This window comes from Cyclobacterium sp. 10D3-21 (assembly GCF_055809755.1).
Map to the genome: position 1 here is coordinate 5,538,374 of NZ_CM147924.1, position 26,934 is coordinate 5,565,307.

Annotated in this window: 27 protein-coding genes; 1 reads left to right on the plus strand and 26 read right to left on the minus strand. The window is 36.7% G+C overall.

Annotated features, from left to right (window positions below):
• Positions 1 to 108: 108 nt before the first annotated feature.
• From AC0L7T_RS21365 to AC0L7T_RS21435, 15 genes are all read right to left on the minus strand, one after another.
• The gene (locus AC0L7T_RS21365) at positions 109 to 519 is read right to left on the minus strand and encodes a hypothetical protein (RefSeq protein WP_473338271.1); all 411 of its coding nucleotides are present in this window, start codon (positions 517 to 519) and stop codon (positions 109 to 111) included.
• On the minus strand, positions 509 to 1,384 hold the full coding sequence (locus AC0L7T_RS21370; RefSeq protein ID WP_473338272.1) for an RHS repeat domain-containing protein: 876 nt from the start codon (positions 1,382 to 1,384) through the stop codon (positions 509 to 511). The genes AC0L7T_RS21365 and AC0L7T_RS21370 overlap by 11 nt, the downstream gene beginning before the upstream one ends.
• A gap of 252 nt (positions 1,385 to 1,636) precedes the next feature.
• On the minus strand, positions 1,637 to 2,143 hold the full coding sequence (locus AC0L7T_RS21375; protein WP_473338274.1) for a PH domain-containing protein: 507 nt from the start codon (positions 2,141 to 2,143) through the stop codon (positions 1,637 to 1,639).
• A 5-nt stretch (positions 2,144 to 2,148) separates the two neighbouring features.
• Positions 2,149 to 2,382, minus strand: coding sequence for a hypothetical protein (locus tag AC0L7T_RS21380; protein WP_473338276.1), 234 nt, complete (start codon positions 2,380 to 2,382; stop codon positions 2,149 to 2,151).
• Positions 2,383 to 2,393: 11 nt separating this feature from the next.
• Positions 2,394 to 2,666: a hypothetical protein gene (locus AC0L7T_RS21385; protein ID WP_473338277.1), complete on the minus strand. Its 273-nt coding sequence runs from the start codon at positions 2,664 to 2,666 to the stop codon at positions 2,394 to 2,396.
• A gap of 310 nt (positions 2,667 to 2,976) precedes the next feature.
• Complete coding sequence (locus AC0L7T_RS21390) at positions 2,977 to 3,543, minus strand: hypothetical protein (protein ID WP_473338279.1); 567 nt, start codon at positions 3,541 to 3,543, stop codon at positions 2,977 to 2,979.
• Positions 3,544 to 4,710: 1,167 nt separating this feature from the next.
• Positions 4,711 to 5,073: a hypothetical protein gene (locus tag AC0L7T_RS21395; RefSeq protein WP_473338280.1), complete on the minus strand. Its 363-nt coding sequence runs from the start codon at positions 5,071 to 5,073 to the stop codon at positions 4,711 to 4,713.
• Between the two features lie 74 nt (positions 5,074 to 5,147).
• Positions 5,148 to 5,426 carry a hypothetical protein gene (locus AC0L7T_RS21400; protein WP_473338281.1) on the minus strand — a complete coding sequence of 93 codons (279 nt, stop codon included), beginning with the start codon at positions 5,424 to 5,426 and terminating at the stop codon, positions 5,148 to 5,150.
• 189 nt (positions 5,427 to 5,615) lie between these two features.
• On the minus strand, positions 5,616 to 6,359 hold the full coding sequence (locus tag AC0L7T_RS21405; RefSeq protein ID WP_473338283.1) for a toxin-antitoxin system YwqK family antitoxin: 744 nt from the start codon (positions 6,357 to 6,359) through the stop codon (positions 5,616 to 5,618).
• Positions 6,331 to 6,597: a hypothetical protein gene (locus AC0L7T_RS21410; protein ID WP_473338284.1), complete on the minus strand. Its 267-nt coding sequence runs from the start codon at positions 6,595 to 6,597 to the stop codon at positions 6,331 to 6,333. The genes AC0L7T_RS21405 and AC0L7T_RS21410 overlap by 29 nt, the downstream gene beginning before the upstream one ends.
• Before the next feature lie 121 nt (positions 6,598 to 6,718).
• Positions 6,719 to 7,105: an RHS repeat domain-containing protein gene (locus AC0L7T_RS21415; RefSeq protein WP_473338285.1), complete on the minus strand. Its 387-nt coding sequence runs from the start codon at positions 7,103 to 7,105 to the stop codon at positions 6,719 to 6,721.
• Between the two features lie 321 nt (positions 7,106 to 7,426).
• The gene (locus AC0L7T_RS21420; protein WP_473343392.1) at positions 7,427 to 7,798 is read right to left on the minus strand and encodes a PH domain-containing protein; all 372 of its coding nucleotides are present in this window, start codon (positions 7,796 to 7,798) and stop codon (positions 7,427 to 7,429) included.
• A 139-nt stretch (positions 7,799 to 7,937) separates the two neighbouring features.
• Positions 7,938 to 8,171 carry a hypothetical protein gene (locus AC0L7T_RS21425; protein WP_473338287.1) on the minus strand — a complete coding sequence of 78 codons (234 nt, stop codon included), beginning with the start codon at positions 8,169 to 8,171 and terminating at the stop codon, positions 7,938 to 7,940.
• 11 nt (positions 8,172 to 8,182) lie between these two features.
• Positions 8,183 to 8,455 carry a hypothetical protein gene (locus AC0L7T_RS21430; protein ID WP_473338277.1) on the minus strand — a complete coding sequence of 91 codons (273 nt, stop codon included), beginning with the start codon at positions 8,453 to 8,455 and terminating at the stop codon, positions 8,183 to 8,185.
• A gap of 309 nt (positions 8,456 to 8,764) precedes the next feature.
• On the minus strand, positions 8,765 to 9,331 hold the full coding sequence (locus AC0L7T_RS21435; RefSeq protein WP_473338288.1) for a hypothetical protein: 567 nt from the start codon (positions 9,329 to 9,331) through the stop codon (positions 8,765 to 8,767).
• 755 nt (positions 9,332 to 10,086) lie between these two features.
• Between AC0L7T_RS21435 and AC0L7T_RS21440 the strand changes: the two genes are divergently transcribed.
• Positions 10,087 to 10,281, plus strand: a complete 195-nt coding sequence (locus AC0L7T_RS21440; RefSeq protein ID WP_473338290.1) for a hypothetical protein — start codon at positions 10,087 to 10,089, stop codon at positions 10,279 to 10,281.
• Positions 10,282 to 10,394: 113 nt separating this feature from the next.
• Here AC0L7T_RS21440 and AC0L7T_RS21445 read toward each other — a convergent pair whose 3' ends face one another.
• The 11 genes from AC0L7T_RS21445 to parS all read right to left on the minus strand — a co-directional run bounded on the left by AC0L7T_RS21445 (position 10,395) and on the right by parS (position 26,896).
• Positions 10,395 to 11,282 carry an IS1595 family transposase gene (locus tag AC0L7T_RS21445; RefSeq protein ID WP_473338292.1) on the minus strand — a complete coding sequence of 296 codons (888 nt, stop codon included), beginning with the start codon at positions 11,280 to 11,282 and terminating at the stop codon, positions 10,395 to 10,397.
• 141 nt (positions 11,283 to 11,423) lie between these two features.
• The gene (locus AC0L7T_RS21450) at positions 11,424 to 11,675 is read right to left on the minus strand and encodes a hypothetical protein (protein ID WP_473338294.1); all 252 of its coding nucleotides are present in this window, start codon (positions 11,673 to 11,675) and stop codon (positions 11,424 to 11,426) included.
• Positions 11,676 to 11,782: 107 nt separating this feature from the next.
• Positions 11,783 to 12,190, minus strand: a complete 408-nt coding sequence (locus AC0L7T_RS21455) for a hypothetical protein (RefSeq protein ID WP_473338296.1) — start codon at positions 12,188 to 12,190, stop codon at positions 11,783 to 11,785.
• A complete protein-coding gene (locus AC0L7T_RS21460) occupies positions 12,156 to 16,724 on the minus strand; it encodes a DUF6443 domain-containing protein (RefSeq protein ID WP_473338298.1) in 4,569 nt (1,522 codons plus the stop codon). Before AC0L7T_RS21460 ends, AC0L7T_RS21455 begins: the two co-directional genes overlap by 35 nt.
• Positions 16,721 to 17,179 (minus strand): hypothetical protein, encoded by a 459-nt coding sequence (locus AC0L7T_RS21465; RefSeq protein WP_473338299.1) that lies wholly within the window; start codon positions 17,177 to 17,179, stop codon positions 16,721 to 16,723. The genes AC0L7T_RS21460 and AC0L7T_RS21465 overlap by 4 nt, the downstream gene beginning before the upstream one ends.
• An 11-nt stretch (positions 17,180 to 17,190) precedes the next feature.
• Positions 17,191 to 20,625, minus strand: a complete 3,435-nt coding sequence (locus tag AC0L7T_RS21470) for a hypothetical protein (protein WP_473338301.1) — start codon at positions 20,623 to 20,625, stop codon at positions 17,191 to 17,193.
• Positions 20,626 to 20,952: 327 nt separating this feature from the next.
• Positions 20,953 to 23,037, minus strand: coding sequence for an alpha/beta hydrolase-fold protein (locus AC0L7T_RS21475; RefSeq protein ID WP_473338302.1), 2,085 nt, complete (start codon positions 23,035 to 23,037; stop codon positions 20,953 to 20,955).
• 759 nt (positions 23,038 to 23,796) lie between these two features.
• Positions 23,797 to 25,248, minus strand: coding sequence for a sulfatase (locus tag AC0L7T_RS21480; RefSeq protein WP_473338303.1), 1,452 nt, complete (start codon positions 25,246 to 25,248; stop codon positions 23,797 to 23,799).
• 87 nt (positions 25,249 to 25,335) lie between these two features.
• On the minus strand, positions 25,336 to 25,716 hold the full coding sequence (locus tag AC0L7T_RS21485) for a PH domain-containing protein (RefSeq protein WP_473338305.1): 381 nt from the start codon (positions 25,714 to 25,716) through the stop codon (positions 25,336 to 25,338).
• 206 nt (positions 25,717 to 25,922) lie between these two features.
• The gene (locus AC0L7T_RS21490; protein ID WP_473338307.1) at positions 25,923 to 26,381 is read right to left on the minus strand and encodes an RES family NAD+ phosphorylase; all 459 of its coding nucleotides are present in this window, start codon (positions 26,379 to 26,381) and stop codon (positions 25,923 to 25,925) included.
• Complete coding sequence (gene parS / locus AC0L7T_RS21495) at positions 26,381 to 26,896, minus strand: type II RES/Xre toxin-antitoxin system antitoxin (protein WP_473338308.1); 516 nt, start codon at positions 26,894 to 26,896, stop codon at positions 26,381 to 26,383. Before parS ends, AC0L7T_RS21490 begins: the two co-directional genes overlap by 1 nt.
• Between the last annotated feature and the right edge of the window lie 38 nt (positions 26,897 to 26,934).

Here is a 26,934-nt window from a genome sequence, read left to right on the forward strand (position 1 = left end):
GAGGGAAAAAGCTTTCGCTAAATAAATAAAGCCCGGACGAACCGGGCTTTTAAAATTAACAATCATTTTAGGTAATCAAAATTTTTGTATCACTAGATTATTTGTTTTTTAATTATTAGTCTGTCCTTTTACCACAACATAATTAAAACCAGACTCCAAAACCTTGTATTCTTCTGCTCTCTTTTTCATAAGAACCTTTATATTCCCAAATTCAGCTGGACCTAACTTTGCTGGAACAAATTGAATAACTATTGTATCATTCCTAACAAAGAGCTCTTTAACACAACCTTCAATTGTTTCATTCAAAACATTTATTTTGTCAGATAATGGATTTTCTTCACAGTCGAAATATGCTTTAATGATCTCCCAATCACTATTGTTTGAGTAAATCTTTGCCAAGACTTTTTCATCAACCCGGACAGTATCTTTTACTGAAACTTCTAATTCAAAGCTTTTTCCCGAGTTACCACAAGAAAAAAAACTAAGTAGCATTAACAATTTAATCAGTCTAATAACCATCGGGTACATAATATTTTTGGTCTAAGGTATCTTTTCCTTGCAATATAATCCTGTACTTTCCAATATTGCCTTGCCGATCGACAAATGTTCCTCTAACTGTATCTGCATTTGTGTTCTTCTTGCCATCAGGATTAGCGGTTCCCTGTGAACCACTGCGGCTATTCGGCTCAGCTTCAGAAGTAGGATTAACTGCTTCTGATATATTAGTATTTTCAGTCGGTTTACTTGAATCACTGCTAAAAAACTCAGAAACAAGCCCAAATACACTTCCCATCATATCTGCAATTTTTTCCATTACTCCTCCGGAAGGTAAACCTGATCCAAAGCTCCCCAAACCATCAGTATTTACCTCACCTGAAATTTTATCCCCTATGGTACCTATATCATCATGACCTACATCAGCACCCACCAAAACTACTCCAGAAGGCTGACTATTCACTTTGCTTCTTGACCCAGTATTTTTGCTTCCGCCAAATAGATTTTCAATACCCGATTTAATGAATCCGAAATTTTTCTCTACCTCTGAATAAAAAACTGAGCCAGAAGATGGTGGACAGCAGTTCTTGGGTGCCCTCCCATCAGGATCAATAAACCTTATAGGGTTATCAAATGCATAATTGTAAGGAGAATGTCTTGTCATCTTGTCTGCTAGCGGATCCACCACTCCCCACCTTCCCAAAACAGGATCATACATCCTTGCCCCGAAATCATAATACTGAAGATCGTTATCTTCGATCAGCTCTTTCCCATTGTACAAGTACTTATTTGCCTTGATGCCAGCATACTGATATCCCAACCCAGTCAGCTCAAGCCCCCAAGGATTCCTGAGTTCCTCAGGACAGGCTCCATGTGGCTCTTGAATCAATATAGAGGGGTTCTTAAGAAACTGAAATCATCGGACCAAACATCCTCAGAAGTATCATTGACTAGGACGTTTTCCATGTATCCGTCATACGAAATATACAATTTTTCTTCTAAAATCTCATGTTGATTGACTCCGGTAAATCTTTTGTGAAACAATAGTGGAATAGAAAACTACTTAACAACCTAACAACTATTCCCGAACCTTAATCTTATAGTTGATCCTAGGTGGAAGCTTTTATACCATTTATCATCGTCAATCTATCCAAGTGTAAAATGATTTTTTGATTTCAGTATTATCAAATTTCATGATTTTATCTAATTCGTTAACTAATAAACTTGAAATTTTTATTATTTGGCCATTTTTTAATTCAATAACTGCATAATTGTAATAATCCCAAGGGAATACTGGAAGATCATTTCTTGACAAAGGCCACGATTTAAAAACTGTGATTTTAAAAATATCTTTTTTTTCAAATTTTATTTTTTTTCCTTTTTTTTCGAAAATCACTTTACCAGAATAGGCATCATAATTAAAAATATCACCATGATTTTTAAAATAATAATTTAAATGGAGTAATAGTATTGGTATTGAGTAAATGATAAAAAAAAATCCCCCAATCAAAAATGCCTCCCTTAAATTAAAATAACCTTTTTTAAACAAAAACAAACAGTAGACCATTAAAGGAATACAAATCACAATGAAGAAATAAAGCCCTAAGTGCCTAAAATGATCAATAAATTTTACACTAAATTTCCTCATTACAATCATCTAAATGGCACCCATCCCTTATTAATAGCTCTCCTTGTATCATAATACCCCTTATTTATTTCTGGCTGTATATTTTCCATCCATCCTTCGTATGCATATTCTCCTAGGATAAATGCCGCCCCTACTAATGCTCCAACACCTGCACTTAGATAAAAAGAAGCAGCTGTAGCTATAACAGTTCCAGTTAGTTGATAACTATAATAAGATAAAGATATATCATCATTTGCCAAATCCACAGTATTTAACATAACGACCACTGCTCCAGATGCATCCCTAAACTAGATGCTCCTTCCTTTATGTGTTTTAACACCTGACCTGTTTGTTTGGAAATTACATTCCAGCCCGCAATAGCTTTTCCTGATTTATCGTAAACCGGTACAACTATTGTTTGAGAATTTTTGACATAATTAGTTCCTTCCTCAACAAGTGCAAGTTCAACTACTATCCACTTGAACCATTCAGAAGATTCTTCTTTTCTAAGTTCACCTTTGATCCGTTTTTTTCTTCCTGACAACAATTATCTATTGATTTTTTTTTTAAGTTTGAGTTAAAAAACTCCCTGATCTCTTCTGGATCATTAGTTGAAAAACTATCAGCATCTTCAACCCGCGTTCCATTAGGATCAACAAACTTAATAGGATTATTCAATGTGTAGTTATATGGACTGAAGGCTTGATAAATCTCTGTCAACGGATCCACAACTCCCCACCTTCTCAGCATTAAATTCCCGATATACGGGACAGGCTATACATCCTCGCCCAATAATCATAAAACTGAAGAGCGTTATCTTCTATCAGCACCTTTCCAATGTAAAAGGGCACTTATTATTTCACCATCGAAGTATCGATCTCTATATCTCCCTCAATTTCCAAGTTCTCTTGGATAGTATCACTGGGGTTAGGAGGTATTAGCAAAATAGTGGTATTTAAATAATTTATTAGTTCCTCATAACGGTATTTTTGCCCTAAAATTAGTTTCTCTTCAAGTACAAATGATTTGCTACCATCTAACCATCGAAAATAAACTGAACCAATATCTTCAACATAAATTCCGTACAATGTTATCTCACCATACTTAACAGGTATTTGGACAATATATTTGGCAAGCCTAGCTTTACGCCATTTGTCATATCCATTAATTGATACCGTATATCCATCCATAGATACTATTTGTTGATCATTTATCGCTAATATAGAATCAATTTCATATATCATTTTTGTCACCCCATACATTTGAGTTGGATCCATAACTAGGGTATCATATCTAATATGAACTGAAATTAATTCATCAACTTTATACACCCTTACCTCCGTATTCTCTTCATTGTTTTCTGAAACACAACCACAAACAAGGATTATGACAAATAGGAAAATTTGATTAGTTATAGCCATGAACTATTATTTTACGCAAGATAAAATCATCGAATACGCAAAGCTTCATACTCTTATTTACACCTCTAAACATATTGTATGTGTTTTTATAATAAGGTGTTTGACTTTCAAAGGTTTCCTTCTATTCGTGTCCACCGTCTTGAGGAATTTTGCCAATTATTTCTTGAATTTTTCCTTCAGGACGTTTTGCTCTTTAGATACACCATGTAGTAATGTTTTATGAGACCATGTCGCAACTGATTTCAATAGTTCCTTGCTTTTTAGATCAGTATTCAATCCATATTTTTTGAAAAAACCTTGTCGTTCACTATTGATAGGGAAGGTAACAGATAATTTCCCTTTGTCTCTTATTGCTTACGCTGCTAACCCTAAAACCCTGGCTCCCATATTTTTGGTGATTTCATGATTACTGAGATCTGCTTCTTGAAAATTGGCACCAGTTTTATCGCTTGGTTCTCATTCAGATTCAGCTTCTATTCTAAGGCCAATGATAAATAAACCTTTCCCACAAATAAAAATAGTTTATCTCCACAGATATTACAAGTGGTTACTGATTGTTTAAAGGACAAAGCATGGATCACTTTATATTCCATTTTCGAACATTAGCCTTATAATGGTCACAAATTTAAACTTTTGTTTTCTAAGAAGTATCTTGGGATGCCAATACAAACGGTAATAAAAAGTTCATGACTTTAAAGGAGGTAAGAAATACTAGGGTGTAGTGAATACTACACCCAGAGAGGGGAAACAGAGGGTTACTTGAACTCTAATTTAATTTCCCTCACCTGGAACAAAAATTAGTTTATCCCCATAGGTATTACAAATAAATACTGAACATTTAAAGAACAAACCTTGAAACAGTTTCAATGCCATTTTAAAGCCATAGCCTTACAATGGTCAAAATAGCAAACTTTCGTTTATTAAGTTATGCTTTTTAAGTTATGCTTTAGTATGCCATTGTAAATGGCAAAAATAGGATTACGATTTTCAAGGAGGTTTTGAATAAAAGCGTGTAGTAGAGTAACTAATAAAAGCCTTTTATGAAGGGAGGATAAAAGTTATTGTAAATATACGTGAACAACTATTACTCCCAAATAAATAGATATTGTTAAATTTATAAATGAAACAATTGATTAATATTAAACTGTATACAATAACATATTGATTTTAATATTTAAGAAATATTTCTTGTGTAAAAACCGAATTTATCAAAGAATCTTTATCAGATGGAATAATTTCTACATCAAATTGAATACTACTAACTTTCCCCAAACTTTTCTGAAATTCAACCATATAATAATTCTCCTCCAACTTATTAGATTTTATTTTATCTCTATAATTTAAATAGTAAAACTCAAATTCACCATTATATGGAAAATAATTCTTCAATAATAACCTCACCCTATTTTCACCTAACCATTCAGAATCTATCAATTTCATATTTAAGGCATTATACCTCTTTTTACCATATTCAAACATATCTAAATACAAAACATCATTATTAGATTTAAATTCTCTTGTCGTTACCAAATTATGATACGTCTCCTTAATTAATGTGTCATTTACATTTTCACTTATAATTCCAGATAAAAATGAAGTATATACTAAATAAGAAGTTGAATCTTTTCATGATCATCTAATTTTGAAATAATTAAACCCTGATCATCAAACTCCTGACTTAAAAACAACTTATTCCCCTTATCAAAGTATTTAATTTTATCGATAGTAATATCATTATCTTTTAAGACAAGCTTTATTTTTCCAAACTTACTATTTATTTCTACCGGTGACCCAACTTCAATATTAAAGGAATTATTATAGCACTCAACAATAAGAGAACAAACAACAAAACTAAAAACTGATTTATTATAGATACTTTTCATATATATTTTTCAACGATTATCTCTTTCATTACACTTCTAAATATAAAGAAGGAATATGTTAATTCCTTAAAAGGATTAACCAATTAAGAAATGTCACTTCTCACTATAATAAAAAATGAAGTAAAATAAGCTGACTCAGTTGACTAATGAAAAAATTAGGTTATAAATAACACCTGAATGTTAACATCTTTATTTAACCCTACCAAAATCGATACTCCTATTGTACACAAAATCAGTTTCTATTAAAGTATCATCCTCAGAAGGCTCATAAACCAATCTTATTTCATATTTTGCCCAATCATCTTTAAAATTATTAATTTTTAACCTCATATTGTATTTATCAAGGTATTTTTTATCAAAATCAATAGAATCTCTAAAGTAAATTTTAACTTCCCCCTTAAATTTAAAAGGAAAGGTAATCAGTGTTTCATATGAACTTGAATCAAAAATCTCATTCTCAAACACAGGAATAGGTGAATTAAATATTTTATCGCCTTCCATATAAACGCTAGAATATATCGCATCATCATTTTCATATAATCTTTGAGATAAAGAGTAGGTATCATAAAAAAACTCAAAGGTATCCCCGTGCCTACTTCCTTCTTTATACTTCACCTTCTTTTTTATTCTTCCTGATTCATCGTAAAGCAAGTACTCCCCATGCTTCTTCCCTGCAATTGTAGGGATAAATTCATTAATAAATCCATTTTCAAAGTAACTGGTTACCACAACACTATCTTCACGTTTGGTAATCATCTTTTTAACATTTCCATTATCATGAAGTTCAATGATCACATTTAAAGAATCATTTTTTAAAATGGATACAATATTACCTTCTATAGAAACTAAATCACTTTTATCCTCACAGCTAAATGTGAACAGAATCAATAAACTAAAACATAATTTACTCGCTCCATTTTTTATTTTTATCATCTCTTAAATTTATTGATTCTTCTTCATTTTTAGTTCTATAATCTAATGTATCTCCAGCAACATTCATTTTAACTGATACCGTCCCATCTGAATGATTTTTACCAGTCCCACTAATGAAAATTGTGTCCGTATTTGTGTTTTCCTCCAATAATTTAGTACCAAAGTCAAACACTGCTACCCCAATTTCAACTCCCTGTACAAAATCCTCGTTCGCAGTCTTAGAAGGATCAACTCTCAAATAAGGAAGAATAAACGAATCAATGTTTATATTATTCTCTACCTCTCCTTTCCGAACCTTTGAATCATCGCCACTAAATAGATTTGAAGAATGGGTATTACCCGATCCACCATTGCTAAGTTTATTGTCTGGATACCAATAAATCAGTTAAAGATCTCTCAATATTTTTTATGGTTTTTTCAAAAGCTTTAAAACTATTTTCGATCCCATCTTTTACAAATGCAAATTCACTTTCTACTTCTCTCTTAAAATACTTAGATGGGTCACAATTTTCACATGGCATCATCCCATCAGGATCAATAAACCTTATAGGATTATCAAATGCATAATTGTACGGAGAATGTCTTGTCATCTTGTCCGCCAACGGATCCACAACTCCCCACCTACCTAACACCGGATCATACATCCTTGCCCCGTAATCATAATACTGAAGATCGTTATCTTCTATCAGCTCCTTCCCATTGTACAAGTACTTATTCTCCTTGACACCATTATACTGATATCCCAACCCTGTCAGCTCAAGCCCCCAAGGATTCCTGAGTTCCTCAGGACAGGCTCCATGTGTCTCTTAAATCACTATAGAGGGGTTCTTAAGAAACTGAAATCATCGGACCAAACATCCTCAGCAGTATCATTGACTAGGACGTTTTCCATGTATCCGTCATACAAAATATACAATTTTTCTTCTAAAATCTCATGTTGATTGACTCCGGTAAATCTTTTGTGAAACAATAGTGGAATAGAAAACTACTTAACAACCTAACAACTATTCCCGAACCTTAATCTTATAGTTGAGCCTAGGTGGAAGCTTTTATACCATTTATCATCGTCAATCTATCCAAGTGTAAAATGATTTTTTGATTTCAGTATTATCAAATTTCATGATTTTATCTAATTCGTTAACTAATAAACTTGAAATTTTTATTATTTGGCCATTTTTTAATTCAATAACTGCATAATTGTAATAATCCCAAGGGAATACTGGAAGATCATTTCTTGACAAAGGCCACGATTTAAAAACTGTGATTTTAAAAATATCTTTTTTTTCAAATTTTATTTTTTTTCCTTTTTTTTCGAAAATCACTTTACCAGAATAGGCATCATAATTAAAAATATCACCATGATTTTTAAAATAATAATTTAAATGGAGTAATAGTATTGGTATTGAGTAAATGATAAAAAAAATCCCCCAATCAAAAATGCCTCCCTTAAATTAAAATAACCTTTTTTAAACAAAAACAAACAGTAGACCATTAAAGGAATACAAATCACAATGAAGAAATAAAGCCCTAAGTGCCTAAAATGATCAATAAATTTTACACTAAATTTCCTCATTACAATCATCTAAATGGCACCCATCCCTTATTAATAGCTCTCCTTGTATCATAATACCCCTTATTTATTTCTGGCTGTATATTTTCCATCCATCCTTCGTATGCATATTCTCCTAGGATAAATGCCGCCCCTACTAATGCTCCAACACCTGCACTTAGATAAAAAGCAGCAGCTGTAGCTATAACAGTTCCAGTTAGTTGATAACTATAATAAGATAAAGATATATCATCATTTGCCAAATCCACAGTATTTAACATAACGACCATTGCTCCAGATGCATCCCTAAACTAGATGCTCCTTCCTTTATGTGTTTTAACACCTGACCTGTTTGTTTGGAAATTACATTCCAGCCCGCAATAGCTTTTCCTGATTTATCGTAAACCGGTACAACTATTGTTTGAGAATTTTTGACATAATTAGTTCCTTCCTCAACAAGTGCAAGTTCAACTACTATCCACTTGAACCATTCAGAAGATTCTTCTTTTCTAAGTTCACCTTTGATCCGTTTTTTTCTTCCTGACAACAATTATCTATTGATTTTTTTTTAAGTTTGAGTTAAAAAACTCCCTGATCTCTTCTGGATCATTAGTTGAAAAACTATCAGCATCTTCAACCCGCGTTCCATTAGGATCAACAAACTTAATAGGATTATTCAATGTGTAGTTATATGGACTGAAGGCTTGATAAATCTCTGCCAAGGGGTCCACAACTCCCCACCTTCTCAGCATTAAATTCCCGATATACGGGACAGGCTATACATCCTCGCCCAATAATCATAAAACTGAAGAGCGTTATCTTCTATCAGCACCTTTCCAATGTAAAAGGGCACTTATTATTTCACCATCGAAGTATCGATCTCTATATCTCCCTCAATTTCCAAGTTCTCTTGGATAGTATCACTGGGGTTAGGAGGTATTAGCAAAATAGTGGTATTTAAATAATTTATTAGTTCCTCATAACGGTATTTTTGCCCTAAAATTAGTTTCTCTTCAAGTACAAATGATTTGCTACCATCTAACCATCGAAAATAAACTGAACCAATATCTTCAACATAAATTCCGTACAATGTTATCTCACCATACTTAACAGGTATTTGGACAATATATTTGGCAAGCCTAGCTTTACGCCATTTGTCATATCCATTAATTGATACCGTATATCCATCCATAGATACTATTTGTTGATCATTTATCGCTAATATAGAATCAATTTCATATATCATTTTTGCCACCCCATACATTTGAGTTGGATCCATAACTAGGTTATCATATCTAATATGAACTGAAATTAATTCATCAACTTTATACACCCTTACCTCCGTATTCTCTTCATTGTTTTCTGAAACACAACCACAAACAAGGATTATGACAAATAGGAAAATTTGATTAGTTATAGCCATGAACTATTATTTTACGCAAGATAAAATCATCGAATACGCAAAGCTTCATACTCTTATTTACACCTCTAAACATATTGTATGTGTTTTTACAATAAGGTGTTTGACTTTCAAAGGTATCCTTCTATTCGTGTCCACCGTCTTGAGGAATTTTGCCAATTATTTCTTGAATTTTTCCTTCAGGACGTTTTGCTCTTTAGATACACCATGTAGTAATGTTTTATGAGACCATGTCCCAACTGATTTCAATAGTTCCTTGCTTTTTAGATCAGTATTCAATCCATATTTTTTGAAAAAACCTTGTCGTTCACTGTTCATAGGGAAGGTAATAGATAATTTCACTTTGTCTCTTATTGCTTAGGCTGCTAATCCTAAGACCCTGCCTGCCATATCTTTGGTGATTTCATGATTACTGAGATCTGCTTCTTGATAATTGGCGTCAATTTTTTCACTTGGTTCTCCCTCAGATTCAGCTTCTATTCTAAGGCCAATGATTAATAAACCTCTCCCACAAATAAAAATAGTTTATCGCCACAGGAATTACAAATGAATACTGACCATTTAAACCACAAAGCTTGAACCAGATTGGATGCTACTTTGGAGCCTTAGGCTTACAGTGCTCAGAATTTTAAACTTTCATTTATTAAGAAGTGTTTTAGTATGGCATTGTAAATGGCTTAAATAGGATTACTATTTTCAAGGAGGTTAGGAATAAAAGGGTGTAGTAAATACTGCACCCAGAGAGGGTCGCTAAAAAAATGGCTTCTTTACTGGATACTATCGTAGGCTATTTGCTTGGTGAAGTTGAGGAAGGGGATACTTTTAAAGATCCTACCATGCTACAGAGACGAAAAGATGTCAATCATCTGGATGAAGAAGAAAGAAGGTGCGTACTGTTTAGTCTGGATGCTATCCTACGAGATGCTAAAACACGCAAGGCATACTCATCGTAAATGAAAAAAGCCCTAACTAAGGGGCTTCTGATTTCTTTTAAACCTAAAACTTAGGGAGTGATAATCTGTCTTACTTTCATTTCATCATTAAAAATAATTGAATAAGGCACTTATCAAATAAAGGATTTGTATGGATAAGGTGGCTTTGCCACCATCCTTTGCATTAGGTTTTCAAAAATCCCTTCTTTCATTTTGTGCCTATTGTATCTGTAGGTATACTCATTGATATAAGGTTGAAGGTTCCTAACAGAATGATGAGTTCCCCTCAGCCAGGCCTTGAACATCATTATCACCCGATGCATCTGTTTAAAATTTTCGCCTTTTTTTCCAGATTTTTCACGTACAAGTTTCGGGAAATGTTCCTCCATACCCTTGTAGCCACTCCAGCAGTCAGTCTTAACTTCGGCGTCCTTATCGATGTAATCTTTCATAAATCCTCCAAGATTGACCTTTGAGGCGGTTTCTATAACTTTTCCGTACCAACGAGAAACACCGCCTAATCCCCTTTCTATGCCCACCACCATGATTTTCTTTTTCCCCTCGTTTCTTCCCAATGCTTTGTCGTCCTGACCGCCTACGTATGATTCGTCTACTTCTACTTTCCCCATCATCGGGAAGTTCTGGCTGCTTTCCATCGCCTTCATCACTTTCTGCTTAAAGAACCAGCAGGTCTTTTGCCTAAGCTCAAGCCTACGGCTTAATTCACCGCTATTGACACCATTCTTGTCTGTAGAAACATAATAAACGATATAGAATGCTTTAAGAAGTGAGAACTTACATTTATGAAAAAGGGTACCAGCCTTTGGAGACTCTAGCCGGCCACATTTTGTACATTGCCTATCAAACTCATTAATCCCCTTGCAATAGTGGTTATGGTTACACTTTTTACAAACATATCCATCCTTCCACTTCATATCTGCCAAATATCCATAACATGACCTGTCATCAGGGAACCGCTTCTGAAATTCAAATATTGATAGACTCTTATATCTTTTTTCCATAAAATCAGTGTTTAAAGGAAATATAGCCCTATTTTTATCATTTAACAAACGCCTTATTCAATAATTAATATAATTTAATCCTGGGTAATGGTAGACAATAGAGAAAAATTAAACATGATCAATTGACAATAAAAGTCAGACTTATTCCTTTATTTTAATTGTATGATTATACACTTGCTCTGTCCACATTAAACTATCTCCTACAACCGGATCATACTCCAGCAACATATCAAACCCCTCCCAACTCTTTTTAAAGTTAGTTATTGTTAAACTAAGGTTATATTTATCCGTATATGCCTTTTTAAAATTAAGACTATCCTGAAAATAAATTTCTATATTTCCTTTAAAAGGAAACGGGAAGGTAATTTTAGCTTCGTAAACACTATCATACATAATTCTTTCTTCTTGAAAAACAGGTATTGGAGAGTTTAATTGCTTTTCCCCATTTTCATAATAGCCTAAATAAATGGCATTCCCCTCTTCAAATAAAAAATGAGCTTTTAAAGATTGGTCAGTATGAAATTCATACGTATTTCCTGTTTGAATACCTTCATCATAATTGGAATAATAAACCTTCCCCCGGAGACATTATATTTCCAAAATTCGCCTGAAATCTTTCCATTATTACAATAATATTTCTCCTTTAAAAGCCCATTTTGGTAATACCTAAGTTGCACCCCATCCTTTACACCCATTTTATTTTTTGAAATTATTGATTTGACGACTCCATTCTCATACCATTGAAACTCTGTATATATGGAATTATTTAACAAAACTTGGTAAGGTTTTTCGCTCGTAATTAACAGCCTTTCACGGCTTTCACAAGACAAGGCTAAACTTACAATGAAAATAATTGGCAACAATCGGGTATAATTATTTTCGTTTTGTCCATTTTTTATTAGGATCATCTCTTAATCTTTTAGAATCTTGAACATTTTTTGTTCTATACTTTACTGAATCTCCATTTACAAGTACATCAACCGTGACCGTCCCGTCCGAATGGTTTCTGCCGGAACCACTTATAAAAATTGAATCTATTTCCGGATTTTCATTTGATTCTTTATTCCCAAAGTCAAACACTGCTACCCCAATTTCAACTCCCTGTACAAAATCCTCGTTCGCATTCTTAGAAGGGTCAACTCTCAAATAAGGAAGAATAAAAGAATCAACATTTATATCATTCTCAACCTTTCCTTTTCGAACCTTTGAATCATCGCCACTATATAGATTTGAGGAATGGGTATTTCCTGATCCACCGTTGCTAAGTTTATTGTCTACTGATACTAATAAATCAGTTAAGGATCTTTCAATATTTTTTATGGTTTTGTCAAAAGCTTTAAAACTATTTTCAATCCCATCTCTTACAAAAGCGAATTCACTTTCTACTTCTCTCTTAAAATACTTAGTTGGGTCACAATTTTCACATGGCATCATCCCATCAGGATCAATAAACCTTATAGGGTTATCGAACGCATAGTTGTAAGGAGAATGTCTTGTCATCTTATCCGCCAACGGATCGACAACTCCCCACCTTCCTAACACCGGATCATACATCCTCGCCCCATAATCATAATACTGAAGATCGTTTTCTTCTATCAGTTCTTTACCATTGTACAAGTACTTGTTTGCCTTGAAGCCCGCATACTGATACCCCAGCCCAGTCAGCTCAAGCCCCCAAGGATCATAATGCGTTTCTTGAATCACTAAGGATGGGGTTCTTGAGACACTAAAATCATCAAACCAAACGTCTTCAGCAGTTTCATTGACCAGGACGGTTTCCATGTAACCCTCTTGTGAAATATACAATTTTTCTTCTAAAATCTCATGCTGATTGGCGGCTTTTCTACTCAAGGGCTGTTTCCCTACTTCATAGCGGCTATTGTCGCTGTCGTAAAGTGCATAGAGCAGGTAAGCTTCCGGACTTTCCTTTTGCTGTAGGTCTGCTGCCACTATCCCGATCATATTTAATAATGTTATGGGGTTGGTTGTTCCTGCTTGCTGGATACTTTTAGACAACTCACTAAGATCATTAAGGATTTTATTTTTCCCTCCACTGCTAAGAAAGCCCGCTGCATTGGTATTTTGTATTTTGTCTTCCTGGTACTTGCCAAAGACTCGCAAATGAAGGTTGTCTCCGGCAAAAACATTTTGAGTATTTGAAGGACCCAATATTCTACCTCTTTCTGCATTTAACCAAGCCACTTTATCTCCTCCTGGGGTTACATTCTGTTCCACATCAGTTTGCCTGGAAGCACTTAGCCCCGAGAAATTTTCTTGCTCTTTAACGACATGTTGACTTTCCATAGTGGCCAACTTTGTCTCGGTTTTAGGCTGTCTAAGCACCTGGCGTACGTTGCCTAGATGATCTTTTACAAAATACTCATATTGATATACACCGGATTCATAAGCTACCCTTCCTTCTTCATGAAGCATGTAGTCCAAGTTTCCGTTTAGAAACACCAACTCTCCAATATAGTCTCGGATTTGGGAGGGTTTTCCATTTCCTTCCTTTACCGTCTGACTGAGTTTGTTCCCTTCTGCATCATAGGCAAAGTTTATCTTTCCGCCAGCAGAGAAAGTGATCTCTTCGGGCAAATTCAGGTGGTTGTAACTGATCTTGGAAATCCTCTTGTCGGGATTGGTGGTTTGGTTACCATTTGCATCATAGCTGTAATCTTCTGAATTTTCTGTATTGGGTTTAAAATCTTTTGCTGTATAGGAATTGGATAGCATTCCATCGCTTACCTTTAGCAGTTTATTGGAATAAATTCCTCCAAAATCTTCGTTTGTTTCATAGCCGTAAGTCAAAATATCTACCTTCCCATAGTTATCCTTTGATTTTTGGTTATACCTATCCATCTTAAGAATATTACCATTGGCATCATATCGGATTCCTTCAAGTGAATACCTATTGGTTTCCCCTATTGCTTTAAACCTCGCAGCTAAAAGACGGTTGGCATTGTCATATTGGTAAGCGTAGCTTCGGGGTTTCCCGTCCTGTCCAATCCATTCGATGCCAGCTATATTGCCATTATAATAACTCTCCTCGCTACCTGTATTGTAATGAAGTTTTTGTTTGAATATCCCCATTTCATTGCTACCCTGTCTATTTAGCCATCCTCTTATATTATAGTCATAGGTTTGACTAATAGCTGGTTGGCCTGAAAATGATTTAGAAACAAGCTGCCCGAGGTCATTATAAGAATTTGAAGCCAAGGTAACAGCAGGATCGGAGTCAATTTTATGCGTTATCGACGCAATTTGACCGGTGACATTGTAGGTAAAAGTTCGGAGAATATCGGGGATTTCAGATTTAGTGTTAGAAACCAATGTATGAGTAGGTTGACCCGAAAAATTATAGGCAGTGGAATTCACAACTGTGCCTCCAAGCTGATTTTGTGAGATTGTTTGGATCACACGGGCTTCTTCATTGTAATATATAGCGGTGGTATAAAATTCTCCTGTTTTCAGGTTTTTCACTTTTTTCCCCGTTTGCAAACCATGAATTCGAGTAGTTGGATGGGAAGTAAATGGTGAACCAGGGTTTACATAGGGGAATTCGCTAAGGAATTCATAGGAATCGTAATAGTTAACTGTCAAAATATTGCTATCATCTGTCGGCCAAGCCCCCACCGTGCCAGAACTTTCTGTTCCAATCCTTGCGGTGAAACTTTGGTTATCAGTCGCCTTCATGTTAAATCCAGCTTGCAGATGTATGGAATTAGTAGCTACATATTCCTGATACCCATTATATTTTTTGGAAGTAATCCTAGAACCTGTTTTTATATTGGCGGTATTGCCATTTACTGATGCTTCATTTGAAGCCATCTCATTTAGGCTATTTTGAATACTAACTCGGTCATCACTGGAGCTGGTCATTCCAGTCATAACTAGTCTTCCAAGTCCATCATACTTTGTAAAGAGCCACTGTTTTGGGCTTTCATTCGCCATATTTGCATCCTGAATACCTACCAACCGGTCTTGATTGTCATATACCATGGATTCCAATCCTTTTCCGGGTATATATTTTTCCACCATTCTCCCCCTTTCATCATAGGTATAACGAAAATATTGTTCCTTAGCCAAGCTTGTATTGCTACTAACATCACTACTCCAGCTAGCATCACCAAGGATTTGGGTGGCTCGGGGAGGGATTACCACTCTTAATCGTGAAAAGTCATCATACACGTAATAGGTGCAAAGCCAACCTTTATGTCCATCCTCTGTTGGTGCAGCGGTATCCTGTACTTTTTTTAACACTACTCTATCTAATTTATCCGTGTAGGAGAGGGTACTATTGTCGTCTTCATCTACAGTGATCTCTACCCACAGATCATTGGCACGAAACGCTGAATTACTTTCGGGAAGCCCACTCTGATTTACAGTAAAGATTCGAACAGCGTCTTCGGCAGTATTGGGTCTTCTGAAAAATTTCAACTCTTTACCGGACCCCATTTGCCAGGCATTACCTTGTGCTGCTTGTTTATTAACTCTGTTTAATGGGGAGGCTTCAAAATCTTTTTCCACATAGGCTGAGGGATTTTTTCCATATAATGAGGTATAATATGCCTCCTGTTCATTAATAGCGGAAAGGCGAAAATCTCCGGGTTTTCGGTCGTTGGCAATAGAGAATGGTAGCATTTCCTTTGTCTGTATACCATATTCATCATACGCTATAGTTACAATCAAATCCTTGCCTGAAACCGTGCTTTCTTTTCCAACAGTCTGCATTGTACGACCCAGTCCATCATGATAAACGAATTGCTTCTGAGATTGGCTTGAGTTGGCCGAAACAATAGTCATTTCATCCAACCCGGCATTTTTCGCTGTAAATTTCTTCACATAATTATGATTTGCAACTATCGCCTTTACCGGCACTTTAGGTGTCATACAGCCGGAAGAGGTATAAACATATGCCAAGTAGTAAGTAGTCGTTGCGGAGATAATAGGTGTGGTGAAACTTTGGGATGTTCCAAGTTGAGTGCTTTGGTTGGAATCAAACCAACGGTATTCAAAACCTGCAGGAGCAGGAAATGCTGTGAGCTCTACTGAGCCACTCTCAAAGCGTGAGACATTTACTGCTGAAGCCTCTATTTCCTTACAGGGATTTAAGCTTGGTACTCGTATTTCTAGGTTGTCATTGAAGTTCCCATCAAAGGTCATGAATTGATAGGTCAAGTTAAAAGAACCGGCTGAGTTAAAAGTCAGGCTTATGGAATTATAGGTCTCATAGTTGATCGTTGCCTGGGGAACAGACCACATACTTCCAATCCCGTTGTTTGGGTATACCATAGTAGTCCCATTCCAAAAATTAACTTCAAATAAGGCTGTTTCTCCTATACTAACAGTAGTAGGGCCTATTATCTGAACCTGAGTAACCTCTTGGCCAAACAAATATTGCCCATAAACACAGATAAAAAGTGAAAAGAGGTAAGGCTTCATTTTGCATCCTTCTTAGTAAAATACAACTCATGGATTTGTCCACGACGCGCCTTCATTGGTATCAATAAAATCCCATCTTTTCCGTTAACTAGAACGGAATAACTGGTCTTTATTCCATTGATCTCAATAGCTAACTGCGATGTACCTTCAATTTCCCATTTACCGTTAACGATAATCTGTCTTTTACCCAATACCCATTGGGCTGTAAAGATTCCGTCCTCTGAAAAAATAAATGACCTGGACTTAATGGCTTGTTTCATTGCTTCAGATTCAGCCGTTTTGGTCATTGAACCTTTTGCCGATATACCGTAATTTATTGCTGACAGCTGATTTACTGAATCCGTTTGCCAATATCCAATTAGGTTTTGGGCATCAATTGTTTCTATCTTTTGGGCAGCTACAGGACTTACCGCGATATGAAAAACTACTAGAATAAATAAGAATAATTTTTCCATCGCTCCTCACTTTAAGGGTTTAAACCACTTGTTTGATAGTTGTACTCGTAAAGTTCCTTTAACTGCCCATTATCATCTCTAATTGCTTTCAACCGCCCCATGTAGTCGTATTCATAATACATGGTATAATTTCTAGCATCTGTTTTGGATGTCACTCCAACCAAAGGATCGTATGTATAAGTCGTCATTCCGGCATCTATTGGATGTAACCGTAATTCATCCAAATGCAAACCGATTCCTTCAATGGTAATTCTATTTTCCGTAACTATCCTTTGGATTAACTTCCATTCTTGGTCTAATTTCTCTGTCTGCCCCAAAAAATCCCAATTTGCTGAACCATTGGCCCTTTTAACCCAAAATGTAAGCAAGAATTTTTCACTTGCACTAGCCTCTATTCCCGATTTTGAGATACTTCCTGTTCCCAAATCATAATACCTACCACCTGTTCTGGAGCCTATAGAAGTAACGGAATTACCCATATAGGTCCACCCTCCTTTCTCTTGCGTTTCAAATGATGTGTAAGAAATTTGATCAGGACGGGAGTTAAGCACCTCACATACCGGTAATTTATCAGTAGAATCCCATAGAATTGCCCTATTATTTTGACCTAACTCTTCTACCTGGTTAATATTAAATGCATGATCGTAGCCTAGTTTGGTCTTTTTTACAAAAGACTCATGAAATGAAATTCCGTCCACTGAGTGGGGGAAATTTTTTATTGGAGCATTTGTTTCTAGATGTAGAATTTCATCCAATAAAACCTCTTCTGATTTAATTTTCCATTTTCTTGCCTGCCCACTAATTACCCCATTTTTCACAGATTTAATTGATTCTATTGGATCACCAATCATATTTTTGCTTAACAATGCATTAATCTCTTGGGAGGGTTTTTCATATTCCAAAGGGTACTTATACTCTTCACTTTCAAACCCCCAATTTGATTTCATTACCGTTCGTCTTTGAAGTTGATGAAATGCATTGTATTGAAAAGACTGTTCAACCGCTAATTCAGCTTCACCCGAATATAATTTATCCATCTCATAGGCCGGTTTGAAAGACTCAGATTCTATAGAAAATGCTGTTGTTTCTCTTAGCGTTACAGGCAGGAATGGAGGCAATCCCCCATCATTATGAAATTGTAAGATAAATTTTATAAAAGGGAAAGATTGCCACACTTTTACTGGTGATCCTGCGCTTAGGGTTTTATAGCCCAGTACCCTTTTACTTTCAACCATATTTCCAAGATCATCTTCATGAGTCTTTGATATTAATTTACCTCTTTTATAATCATAACTCTTTTTAATCACAAGAGGCATCTCGTAGGGATTATTTTGTAAACCAATTTTATCCGGATAATCATAAAAAGAAGAAAATTTGTAAATTGTTTCACCTTTACCATCGAGCTTTTCAACAACCCTTTGATAACCTACCGGTCGACTTTGTGTCATGGATATGGGAAAAGCAGAGTGAGAAAAGACTTTAACTCCTGTAGAAAAAATACCAGAATTTTGAATCCCTGATTTAAACGGAGCATGGTATTTAAAATCACTTCCGGCAACACCTGATGAAAGCTCATTATTACCTTCTTGCGTGTATTCAAATTTCTTTACGATGGGTAGATTAAATTGGTCAATTTCGTGAATTTCAGCAACACGTATTCCACCTCCAATTTTTTTAGTTATTGAACCTTTTTCTAATAACCTATATTTTAACTTGACTCTAACATCTATATCACCGGTATATTGAGGAATATATTTGGTTAGATCAAAGGTTCCTGTAAAATTAAAGTTCCAAGGAGTAAGCACCGAGAGACAAGGTTCAATATTGTTGCCATAAGCTATCCCATCTGTACTGCATTCATACCAAAGCTGAACTTGTGCTAAAGGATTTAAAGTTACTGAAGACGCTATTGATGAATCAATATAACTCCAAGCGGACCATCCATTTTCTGACAGTGGATTATTGTTAATAAAACTATAATCATTGGGTTCATAAAAAAACTGCCTGCTCCCCCCTGTGGGCCAAGTTATTTTATTTAAAACCCCATATTTCATTTTGTCAATATCAGGATCTTTATTAATTCCAGGATAAGTCTTGTCTTGAAAAGTTTGTGAAGAAAATGAAAAAGTTGGAATTAAACCGGTGCTAATATTTCTAGCCCCATTATAATACCCCCAATGGTCTGTATCTCTACTGCTATACCCAGGAAGCAGGTGCATGTTGTAATATTCAAAAGAATAAACTTGATCTTTGTCGGTAATTATTTTTTTTAATGTTAACCTTTGACTAGGATTGTCAATATATTCAAGAGCAAATCTTCTTTTAATCTCATTTTGATTGTTCTTTAGAAGTATAGAATCTAATTTGAAAGAAGAAAATGAATGCTGCATGGCAGGGTGGGGCAAATCATTTCGAACTGAAGTAAAAAACTCAACTCTCCCATTCTCAAATAGTATTCTTTTTAAATTATGCCTGTAATTTCTACTTATCGTTTGACCTCTATTCTCAGGAAAGCCACCCATATTTGTCAAACTCCCATTACCAAGAAAAATATTACTTCCATGATGTGTAAAATAACCTATGGCTATGGAATGATATTCAAATAGGGATGTTGAAGTATCAAAGTTTGAATAATCATACTCAAAAAGAATCTCATTTTTTAAATTAGGAGACACAATTTTTGTAAGGTACCAGCTTGTGACTATATCTTTTATATCCCCAGAACCACCATCTGTTGTAAAAGTTGCCGATTCTGATTTTGATAATTCTAATTCTTCAAAATAATATATCACCCCATTTTCATCTGTAATTTTCCACTTTTTAAAACCACTAAAACGGAACATAACAGATCCGAAGTTTTTGAAGATAGATCCTTTATCCATCAATTCAATTTTAATATTAGTATAAGGCAGTGTTCTTATCCCTCCATCATTATCAAAAAAGAATTTTCCTGATTTCCCATTAAAATTATAATAAAACATATCAGGCATTCCATCTACCAATCCTACCCGCTGATTTTCTAAATAAGTACCAGATGGATAAGGCCAATTGTCTTTTAACAAATGTCCGGTGTAGTAAAAGCCAATAGATGTTTCATCATCATTCACTCCTCCAATTGCTCTTGTTATAACACCTCCAACATTTAATGACCAACCGGAGCCTACCCAACTGGGAAATTCATTTACTTTTATTCCTCCTGCAAAATAAGACATATCAAAATTGGCGTGAAGATCCTTTGAATCAACAGTATACAAAGGAATTCCTATATCAGGAATGCCAGTATAATGATTAAGCGTAGAAGGAGTATATTTTACTAATGAATAAGCATTCGGTGATGGAAAAGTAACATGTTGATCCTGAGAAAAGGTATTGTATTTTACTATTGTACAGCAAATAAAAATCAACAAAAACCTTAAAGAAAAATTAATTATTTTATCTCTTTCCATATTCCTCAAACAATAAAACAATTGAAAAAAATTAGGCTGAAATATTAATTAGGAATTAAAATAATAAATCAAAATAAAAAAAACAACTTATACAGTTAATTATTGAACAAATTAACCCATTAGCTTACAATTAACAGTATAAAAAACAACTATAAAATAACCGATATCATTAACAGAAATAAAATTATAAAAAATCTTTATGCTTCGTTACAAAATCCCTATTACTTAATTAACCCTTTACTATCTAAAAAATAAAATTTTTACATTGTGTATTTTTTTTGCATTAGGTATAAGCAATAAATTTGAAAAACATAGTTTGAATCATCATTACCTCCCCACCTTCACCCTTCTAAAATGAAATTGATTGGCATAGATGGTGGCATTGGAGGTACTGTCATTTTTGTCATTGTAAAGGCTTTCTGCCCTTAGCCAGAGGTCCAGTTCCTGGTTTTTGGGGCTGTCCGGGGAAAGGGTGATTGGGGTGGTTTCACTTGTGCAGCTGGCCTGATTGAGTCGCTCCAGGTAATGCATGCTGTTTACACTTGTATAAGGCTGTGCTGGATGGTTGAGCAGGTAAGTGGGGTGAAAGGTATTGGTGTCTTTGGGGGCCAGGCCCTGCGGCAGGCGCAGGTAGAGCAGTACTTCTTCTCCCGCTTCCCAGATGCCATTGCCATTGCCTTCTCCGCCTGACAAAGCCTCAAAAACAATGCTATCCATCCCCTGTTGGTATATCGGTACCTCGAGCACGGTTCTTCCATCGAGAAGGATCAGGTCTTCTTTGGGGCTGTAGATGGCTTTGGGGGCAGCAAAAGCCATGATCCTAAGGGTATCGGCCACTTGCTGGTCTGCCCTGATCACAAAATCCACTCCGGCCACAAAGCTGGAATCGGAATAGCGCCCAAAGGTAAATTGAAAGGCCTGCTCGCTATCGATCGCTGCTTTGGCTTCCAGCGCTGAGATGGTGATTTTTTCAGGGCTTATTTTTAAATCCGGATGCTGGCTTAGCGGGATGATCTCTATTTCTTGTGCGGGGGCATTTCCTATATTGACCAAGGAGAAATTCAGGCTTTCTGTTTTTCCCTCCTCAAAGTAAAAATGCTCCTGGTTGTTGGGAAATACCATCCCTAGTTGGGCTTTTGGCTCAGCTTCCCTGTTGATTCCCAGCCAATGGCCTCCACCGGACAATGCAAAGTCCAGCTTTCCTTCTTTGTCTGCCGCTACAAGGCTGTCTGCTTCAAAAGCATGCGTAGAAAGATTGAACGATCGCAGAAGATAGGCTTCCCCAGGCGCATAGCTTCCTGCCGTACTGACAGCTATGGTTTCTTCCTGGATGATGGGTCCATCGGGAATAAATGTTCGGGACAGCAGCTTCATTTTATTCGCTGATGCATTTTCTATCAGGCTTAGTGCCGGAATTTCTCGCTTGATCTTAAAAGTATTTCCGAACACTTCGAAATTGTCAAAACCAGGATTGACATGGTTCCATTTTGCAGGCAGCGCGGGGGTCTTGGCAAATTCATTGCGGTGAAAATCAAGTTGCTGTTCGGTAGCTGCTGTCCAGTGATCGGGATAATCTGCCGTATGGGTTTCAAAATGGCTAAGGTCCGCACTTCCAAAAAGCTGGGTCATGTGCCAGTTGTTGTACTTGAGCCAGTCCCCATCGGTCTTGGTCAAGCGCACGTCCAAACCCTTTAGGGAGCGGTGCATTTCCAGGACGGGGAAAACCACCTGTCGGCCTTTAGGGCCATAGTAAGGGAGGTTAGCGGCAGGATCGAAAGCACTGACGGAGGCCACCAGGTCTTTGTTTTGTCCGGCCACATAGTAGGAGGTCAAGCCGCCCATGCTCAGGCCTGTGATGGCTCTTTTGCTGCGGTCAGGAATGCTTCGGAAATTTTGGTCTACATGCTTTACCAGCTCCCTGAAATGGGCGCTAAAATCCCAGCCCCAGTGCTCCCGCTCGGTTTCATGGGCACGTACATAATCATAAGGCAGGGCATTGCCATAGGGTATGCCTTCCCGCTCCTTTTTACCTGGGGAAAGATTGGGTTCATAGCCATCCCAGGTGACGATGATCAGGTTATTTTCCCTGGCATATTTTTTCCATTCCATCACAAAAGGAGGTTCCAATCGGCCGTTTTCCGGATAGTGCACATCGTCTTCCAGATTGTAAGTATCCCATTTGTACCTGCCCCCATAGCCATGAAAATAATATACTACCGGGTATTTTTTCCCCGGCTGATCTACATAATCTCCCGGCAGGTAAATCCTGTAATTTCGCTCGGTAGCGAAAGCATCACTGTAAAAGGAAACGTCCTGATAGGGATCGGTTTTTGGGGTTTCGCAGGCCAAAAGGCTTAGCAAGACAAGGAGTATTGTGAATCCTTTGTAAGATAGTAGGTGGGTGAAAGGCATAGTGGTGTTTTTATTTGTGTTTGAACCTCGATTAGGTTTGATTTTGTCAGCATTGTTGCAGAAAAAAAGGCAACAATATCGCCAAAATCGATTGGTGTTTTATTCCGTTTTCCGTGGGTTGACACCATACGGTTAATATTATTGAAGCCCTTCAGGCTTCTTCGGGTGCTGTAAAATGGACTTCACAATCTTGATAAAATCGTGAACATTACTCTCTTGATATTGATTCATTACAATAATCCAAACCAAAATCGAAAGACGTTTATCCCACTACCTAATATAGCAGTATCGTTGTGATTTTGTCAGCATTGTTGCGGAAAAAAGGCAACAATACCGCCAAAATCGATTGGTGTTTTATTCCGTTTTCCGTGGGTTGACACCACAGGGTTAATATTATTGAAGCCCTTCAGGCTTCTTCGGGTGCTGTAAAATGGACTTCACAATCTTGATAAAATCGTGAACATTACTTTCTCGATATTGACTCATTACAATAACCCAAACCAAAATCGAAAGACGTTTATCCCACTACCTAATATAGCAGTATCGTTTTGATTTTGTGAGCATTGTTGCGAAAAAAAGGCAACAATACCGCCAAAATCAGGTCATCCCTATTGATTTACCAAGGGCTCACACCCCTAGCTAATGTATTTCGCCCTTCCAGGGCTGGCAAAAGTAGGAACTAAGTGGTACTCCTGCTCGCTTAATTGTTGCCAATGTATTAAACTAAAATCATCCATTAAAGGCCTAAGCTACTTACGCTTACCTGAATGGATTGGTACCCCATTCGTATCTTTTGGCCGGGTCAAAATCAGGATTGGGTACGGGGTTTTGGGCATTGGTCGCTACTTGCCATTTCTTTAAGGCTTGCTTCATTTCCGCCAGCTTATCAGCATAACTGAATTTCAGGTCTGTCATTTCATTGGTGTCATACTTCAGGTTGTAAAGGTCAAATTCTCCAGAAACCAGGTTTTCAATTATTTTCCAATCTCCTTTTCTCAATGCTGACATGGGTACCTCATGGTGGTAAACCGGATAATGGGTAAACACTTCCCTTTCCGGATCAACTGCCTTGCCTGTTAAGGATGCCAGCATGGAATGTCCGTCGAGCACCTGGTTTTGTGGGCGTTTTCCTTTGCCCAATTCCAAAAAGGTAGGGTAAAAGTCAACACTGGAAACAATGGCCTCCGTAGTAGTGGCTGCTTTCACCTTCTCTGGCCAGCGAACAATCAAAGGCACCCGAATTCCTCCTTCATATAGCGTTCCTTTTCCTGCCCGAAAGGGGGTGTTGGAGGTGGCGATATAACGCAGGGGATGTCCTTCAGGATAGACATCCTTGCTATCTCCACCCAATAAAGGGATGTTGTCAAATCGGTTGTCCACTCCCCCATTGTCTGAATAAAAGATAAATACGGTATTGTCCGCCAAGCCCTTTTCTTCGATGGCGGCCATGATGTCTCCAACACTTTCATCTATATGGGAAATCATGGCGGCATACACCGCATTGCTAGGATAGTCCGGATCTTTGGGTTTGTTAAGGTATTTATTGATCAGGTCTCTGTCTGCATCCAACTGTACATGCACATCGTAATGAGAGACAAACAGGAAAAATGGCTCGGCTTTGTTTTCCTTAATAAAGTCAACTCCCATACGGGTTAAGGTTTGGCTCAGTCGTTCATTTTCTCTGGGTTGGTATTCGGGAACAAACTTTGGATGGTAAAAACCACCACCCGCATACATATACGCCTCATCATATCCCCTGTTATTGGGCAGGTGTTCGGGGTTGTTTCCCAGGTGCCATTTCCCAAAATAACCGGTTTTGTAACCTGCAGCCTGCATGGCATTGCCAATGGTTGAAATCTTATTGGGAAGGTGTTGCACCTGATGGTGGGGAACGGTTACTTCCTCATTGGGGCGCCAATGGCCGGGGATAAAGTCGAAAATGCCCACTCTTGCTGGGTATTGGCCTGCTTGTATACTGGCCCGGGTAGGCGAACAAACGGGTGCCGCATAGGCATTGGTATACAACATTCCCTGGCTGGCCAATTTGTCTATATTGGGCGTTTCATTGAATCGATTGCCATAGGCGGGCAAGTCCCTGCCTCCTAAATCATCCGCCATGATCAATACAATATTGGGTCGATCCTGGGCCGAAAGAGAAAAGGAAAAAATCAGTAGGTACAGGGACAGAATGGGTTTTAAAAGGTTATTCATGGGTTAGATTTAAAGGATCGGTGTTTTGGGAAAAGGATATATAAACTAAGAAAAGGGAGGACACTTATTTAATCAAAAGCAATTGACTTAGCCCAATACAAAGCTTGCCAACAGTTTTTGTACTTCATATACATCCACAGACTTATTGAATTTCTTACTGACGGCAGGTTGGTGGTCGCTGGAAATCCAGATCTTTAGTTCCGCATCCAAATCTAAGGTACCTGCTGTCTCTATGCTAAATCTTGAAATGCTCTTGTAGGGCAAGGAAAGGTACTCTGATTTTCTTCCGGTAATACCTTGTTTGTCTACCAGGATCAATCTTTTGCTGGTAAAAATAAAGGTGTCCCGAATCAGTTTAAAGCCGGTTTCAATTTGTTCTTCGGCGATTAGAATTTTGCCGAAATCTTTTAGTAGGGTTTCTTTATCTACGACCCCAGCATTGCCTATTAATGCATTGAATATTCCCATACAATTGGTTAATTGAGTGTTTGGTTTGCTTGTATTTAGCGGATTAAATTTACTAAATATTGTGGAGAATAAGGTTTTATCGAAAGGATTATCTCTGAACGGTTTTAGGTTTAGTAGCTGTATTCGCAGAACAAGTTACTTTTTGTTAGTATTACCAAAAATAACATCCTTTTATTGCTTTTAAACAGCCGCGGTATGTGGTTGATTTATTTAAATATCCTTTTGTCAAACAAAAAATCCCTAACAGCAGCTATTGTTATTTTCTTAAAATGCTTGTGATAAGGGTTTATTAAATAATTAAAATCTCCAGCTACAACGGCTGAAGGCACCTTCAAAACGCAAAAATCTACTGCGTCAATAAATTCATCTCCAATTTTCTGAGTACTTGTATTTGGTGGATGATTGTTCCAGTATTCAGGAATATCTTTTTGTTCCAATACTTTAATTTGGACATCATCTGGAATATCAATCTCAACCATTACATAATCGCTGGGTAATGTCGCTAAAGTCAAATGTACTACCACTTCAGCCATTGCCAAGGCCCTACTTCCTGCTGAATAGATTATTTCTGTACCCTTTGAATTCCATCTGTTTCCAGATTTAGCTGCTCCTTTTCCGCTTAACGAATTTGAGTATTTCTTCTTTGATAATCTATAAACGATCATTAAGCAAAAATCCCTTGGTCTATTCTATTCAATTCAGCCATTACCAATTCTTTGCCATAAGAATCTTTCAATAAATCAGCAGGTTTTAAACTACCTAAGGCATATGAAGGCGTGTTAAGCCATAGGTAAAATTGTTCAGGGGAATCAAACACTTCATTGCCAAAATTTGTCACTTCGGCCAACTCTATTATTTTTTCTGTATGTATTGGTTTAAATACATAATTGGCTTCATTTTGATGCCTTTGTAAAGTTTTCTTTGACAAGTTTAAGTATTCCGCCCAGTCATCTTCCGAGAAAGGGGTTACTTCTTTGATTACACGGAATAAATTGTAAGGAAATCCTTCCCTAATAGCTTTGATAATAAGCATCTTATTCTTAAAAAAGTCAGTATAGGTAAAGTCTTTGGATTGAATTTCGAATGTAGAAGAATCCCCTATTTCCTTAACATAAACCTTAATCGCCTTATTTATAGCGATTAAATCGGCAGCATGTTTTTTTTGTTCTTGAGCAATCATAACACAGACATTTGTACTTCAATATAAGACAATTGTCT

Bases quoted from the DNA above. Each gene is read 5' to 3' on its own strand.
- AC0L7T_RS21405 (WP_473338283.1), bottom strand. From the start codon at position 6,359: ATGATAAAAATAAAAAATGGAGCGAGTAAATTATGTTTTAGTTTATTG.
- AC0L7T_RS21460 (WP_473338298.1), bottom strand. From the start codon at position 16,724: ATGAAGCCTTACCTCTTTTCACTTTTTATCTGTGTTTATGGGCAATAT.
- AC0L7T_RS21455 (WP_473338296.1), bottom strand. From the start codon at position 12,190: ATGATCCTAATAAAAAATGGACAAAACGAAAATAATTATACCCGATTG.
- AC0L7T_RS21445 (WP_473338292.1), bottom strand. From the start codon at position 11,282: ATGGAAAAAAGATATAAGAGTCTATCAATATTTGAATTTCAGAAGCGG.
- AC0L7T_RS21480 (WP_473338303.1), bottom strand. From the start codon at position 25,248: ATGAATAACCTTTTAAAACCCATTCTGTCCCTGTACCTACTGATTTTT.
- AC0L7T_RS21390 (WP_473338279.1), bottom strand. From the start codon at position 3,543: ATGGCTATAACTAATCAAATTTTCCTATTTGTCATAATCCTTGTTTGT.
- AC0L7T_RS21490 (WP_473338307.1), bottom strand. From the start codon at position 26,381: ATGATCGTTTATAGATTATCAAAGAAGAAATACTCAAATTCGTTAAGC.
- AC0L7T_RS21450 (WP_473338294.1), bottom strand. From the start codon at position 11,675: ATGTATGATAGTGTTTACGAAGCTAAAATTACCTTCCCGTTTCCTTTT.
- AC0L7T_RS21475 (WP_473338302.1), bottom strand. From the start codon at position 23,037: ATGCCTTTCACCCACCTACTATCTTACAAAGGATTCACAATACTCCTT.
- AC0L7T_RS21400 (WP_473338281.1), bottom strand. From the start codon at position 5,426: ATGAAAAGTATCTATAATAAATCAGTTTTTAGTTTTGTTGTTTGTTCT.
- AC0L7T_RS21485 (WP_473338305.1), bottom strand. From the start codon at position 25,716: ATGGGAATATTCAATGCATTAATAGGCAATGCTGGGGTCGTAGATAAA.
- AC0L7T_RS21470 (WP_473338301.1), bottom strand. From the start codon at position 20,625: ATGGAAAGAGATAAAATAATTAATTTTTCTTTAAGGTTTTTGTTGATT.
- AC0L7T_RS21435 (WP_473338288.1), bottom strand. From the start codon at position 9,331: ATGGCTATAACTAATCAAATTTTCCTATTTGTCATAATCCTTGTTTGT.
- AC0L7T_RS21365 (WP_473338271.1), bottom strand. From the start codon at position 519: ATGGTTATTAGACTGATTAAATTGTTAATGCTACTTAGTTTTTTTTCT.
- AC0L7T_RS21465 (WP_473338299.1), bottom strand. From the start codon at position 17,179: ATGGAAAAATTATTCTTATTTATTCTAGTAGTTTTTCATATCGCGGTA.
- AC0L7T_RS21440 (WP_473338290.1), top strand. From the start codon at position 10,087: ATGGCTTCTTTACTGGATACTATCGTAGGCTATTTGCTTGGTGAAGTT.
- AC0L7T_RS21375 (WP_473338274.1), bottom strand. From the start codon at position 2,143: ATGAGGAAATTTAGTGTAAAATTTATTGATCATTTTAGGCACTTAGGG.
- parS (WP_473338308.1), bottom strand. From the start codon at position 26,896: ATGATTGCTCAAGAACAAAAAAAACATGCTGCCGATTTAATCGCTATA.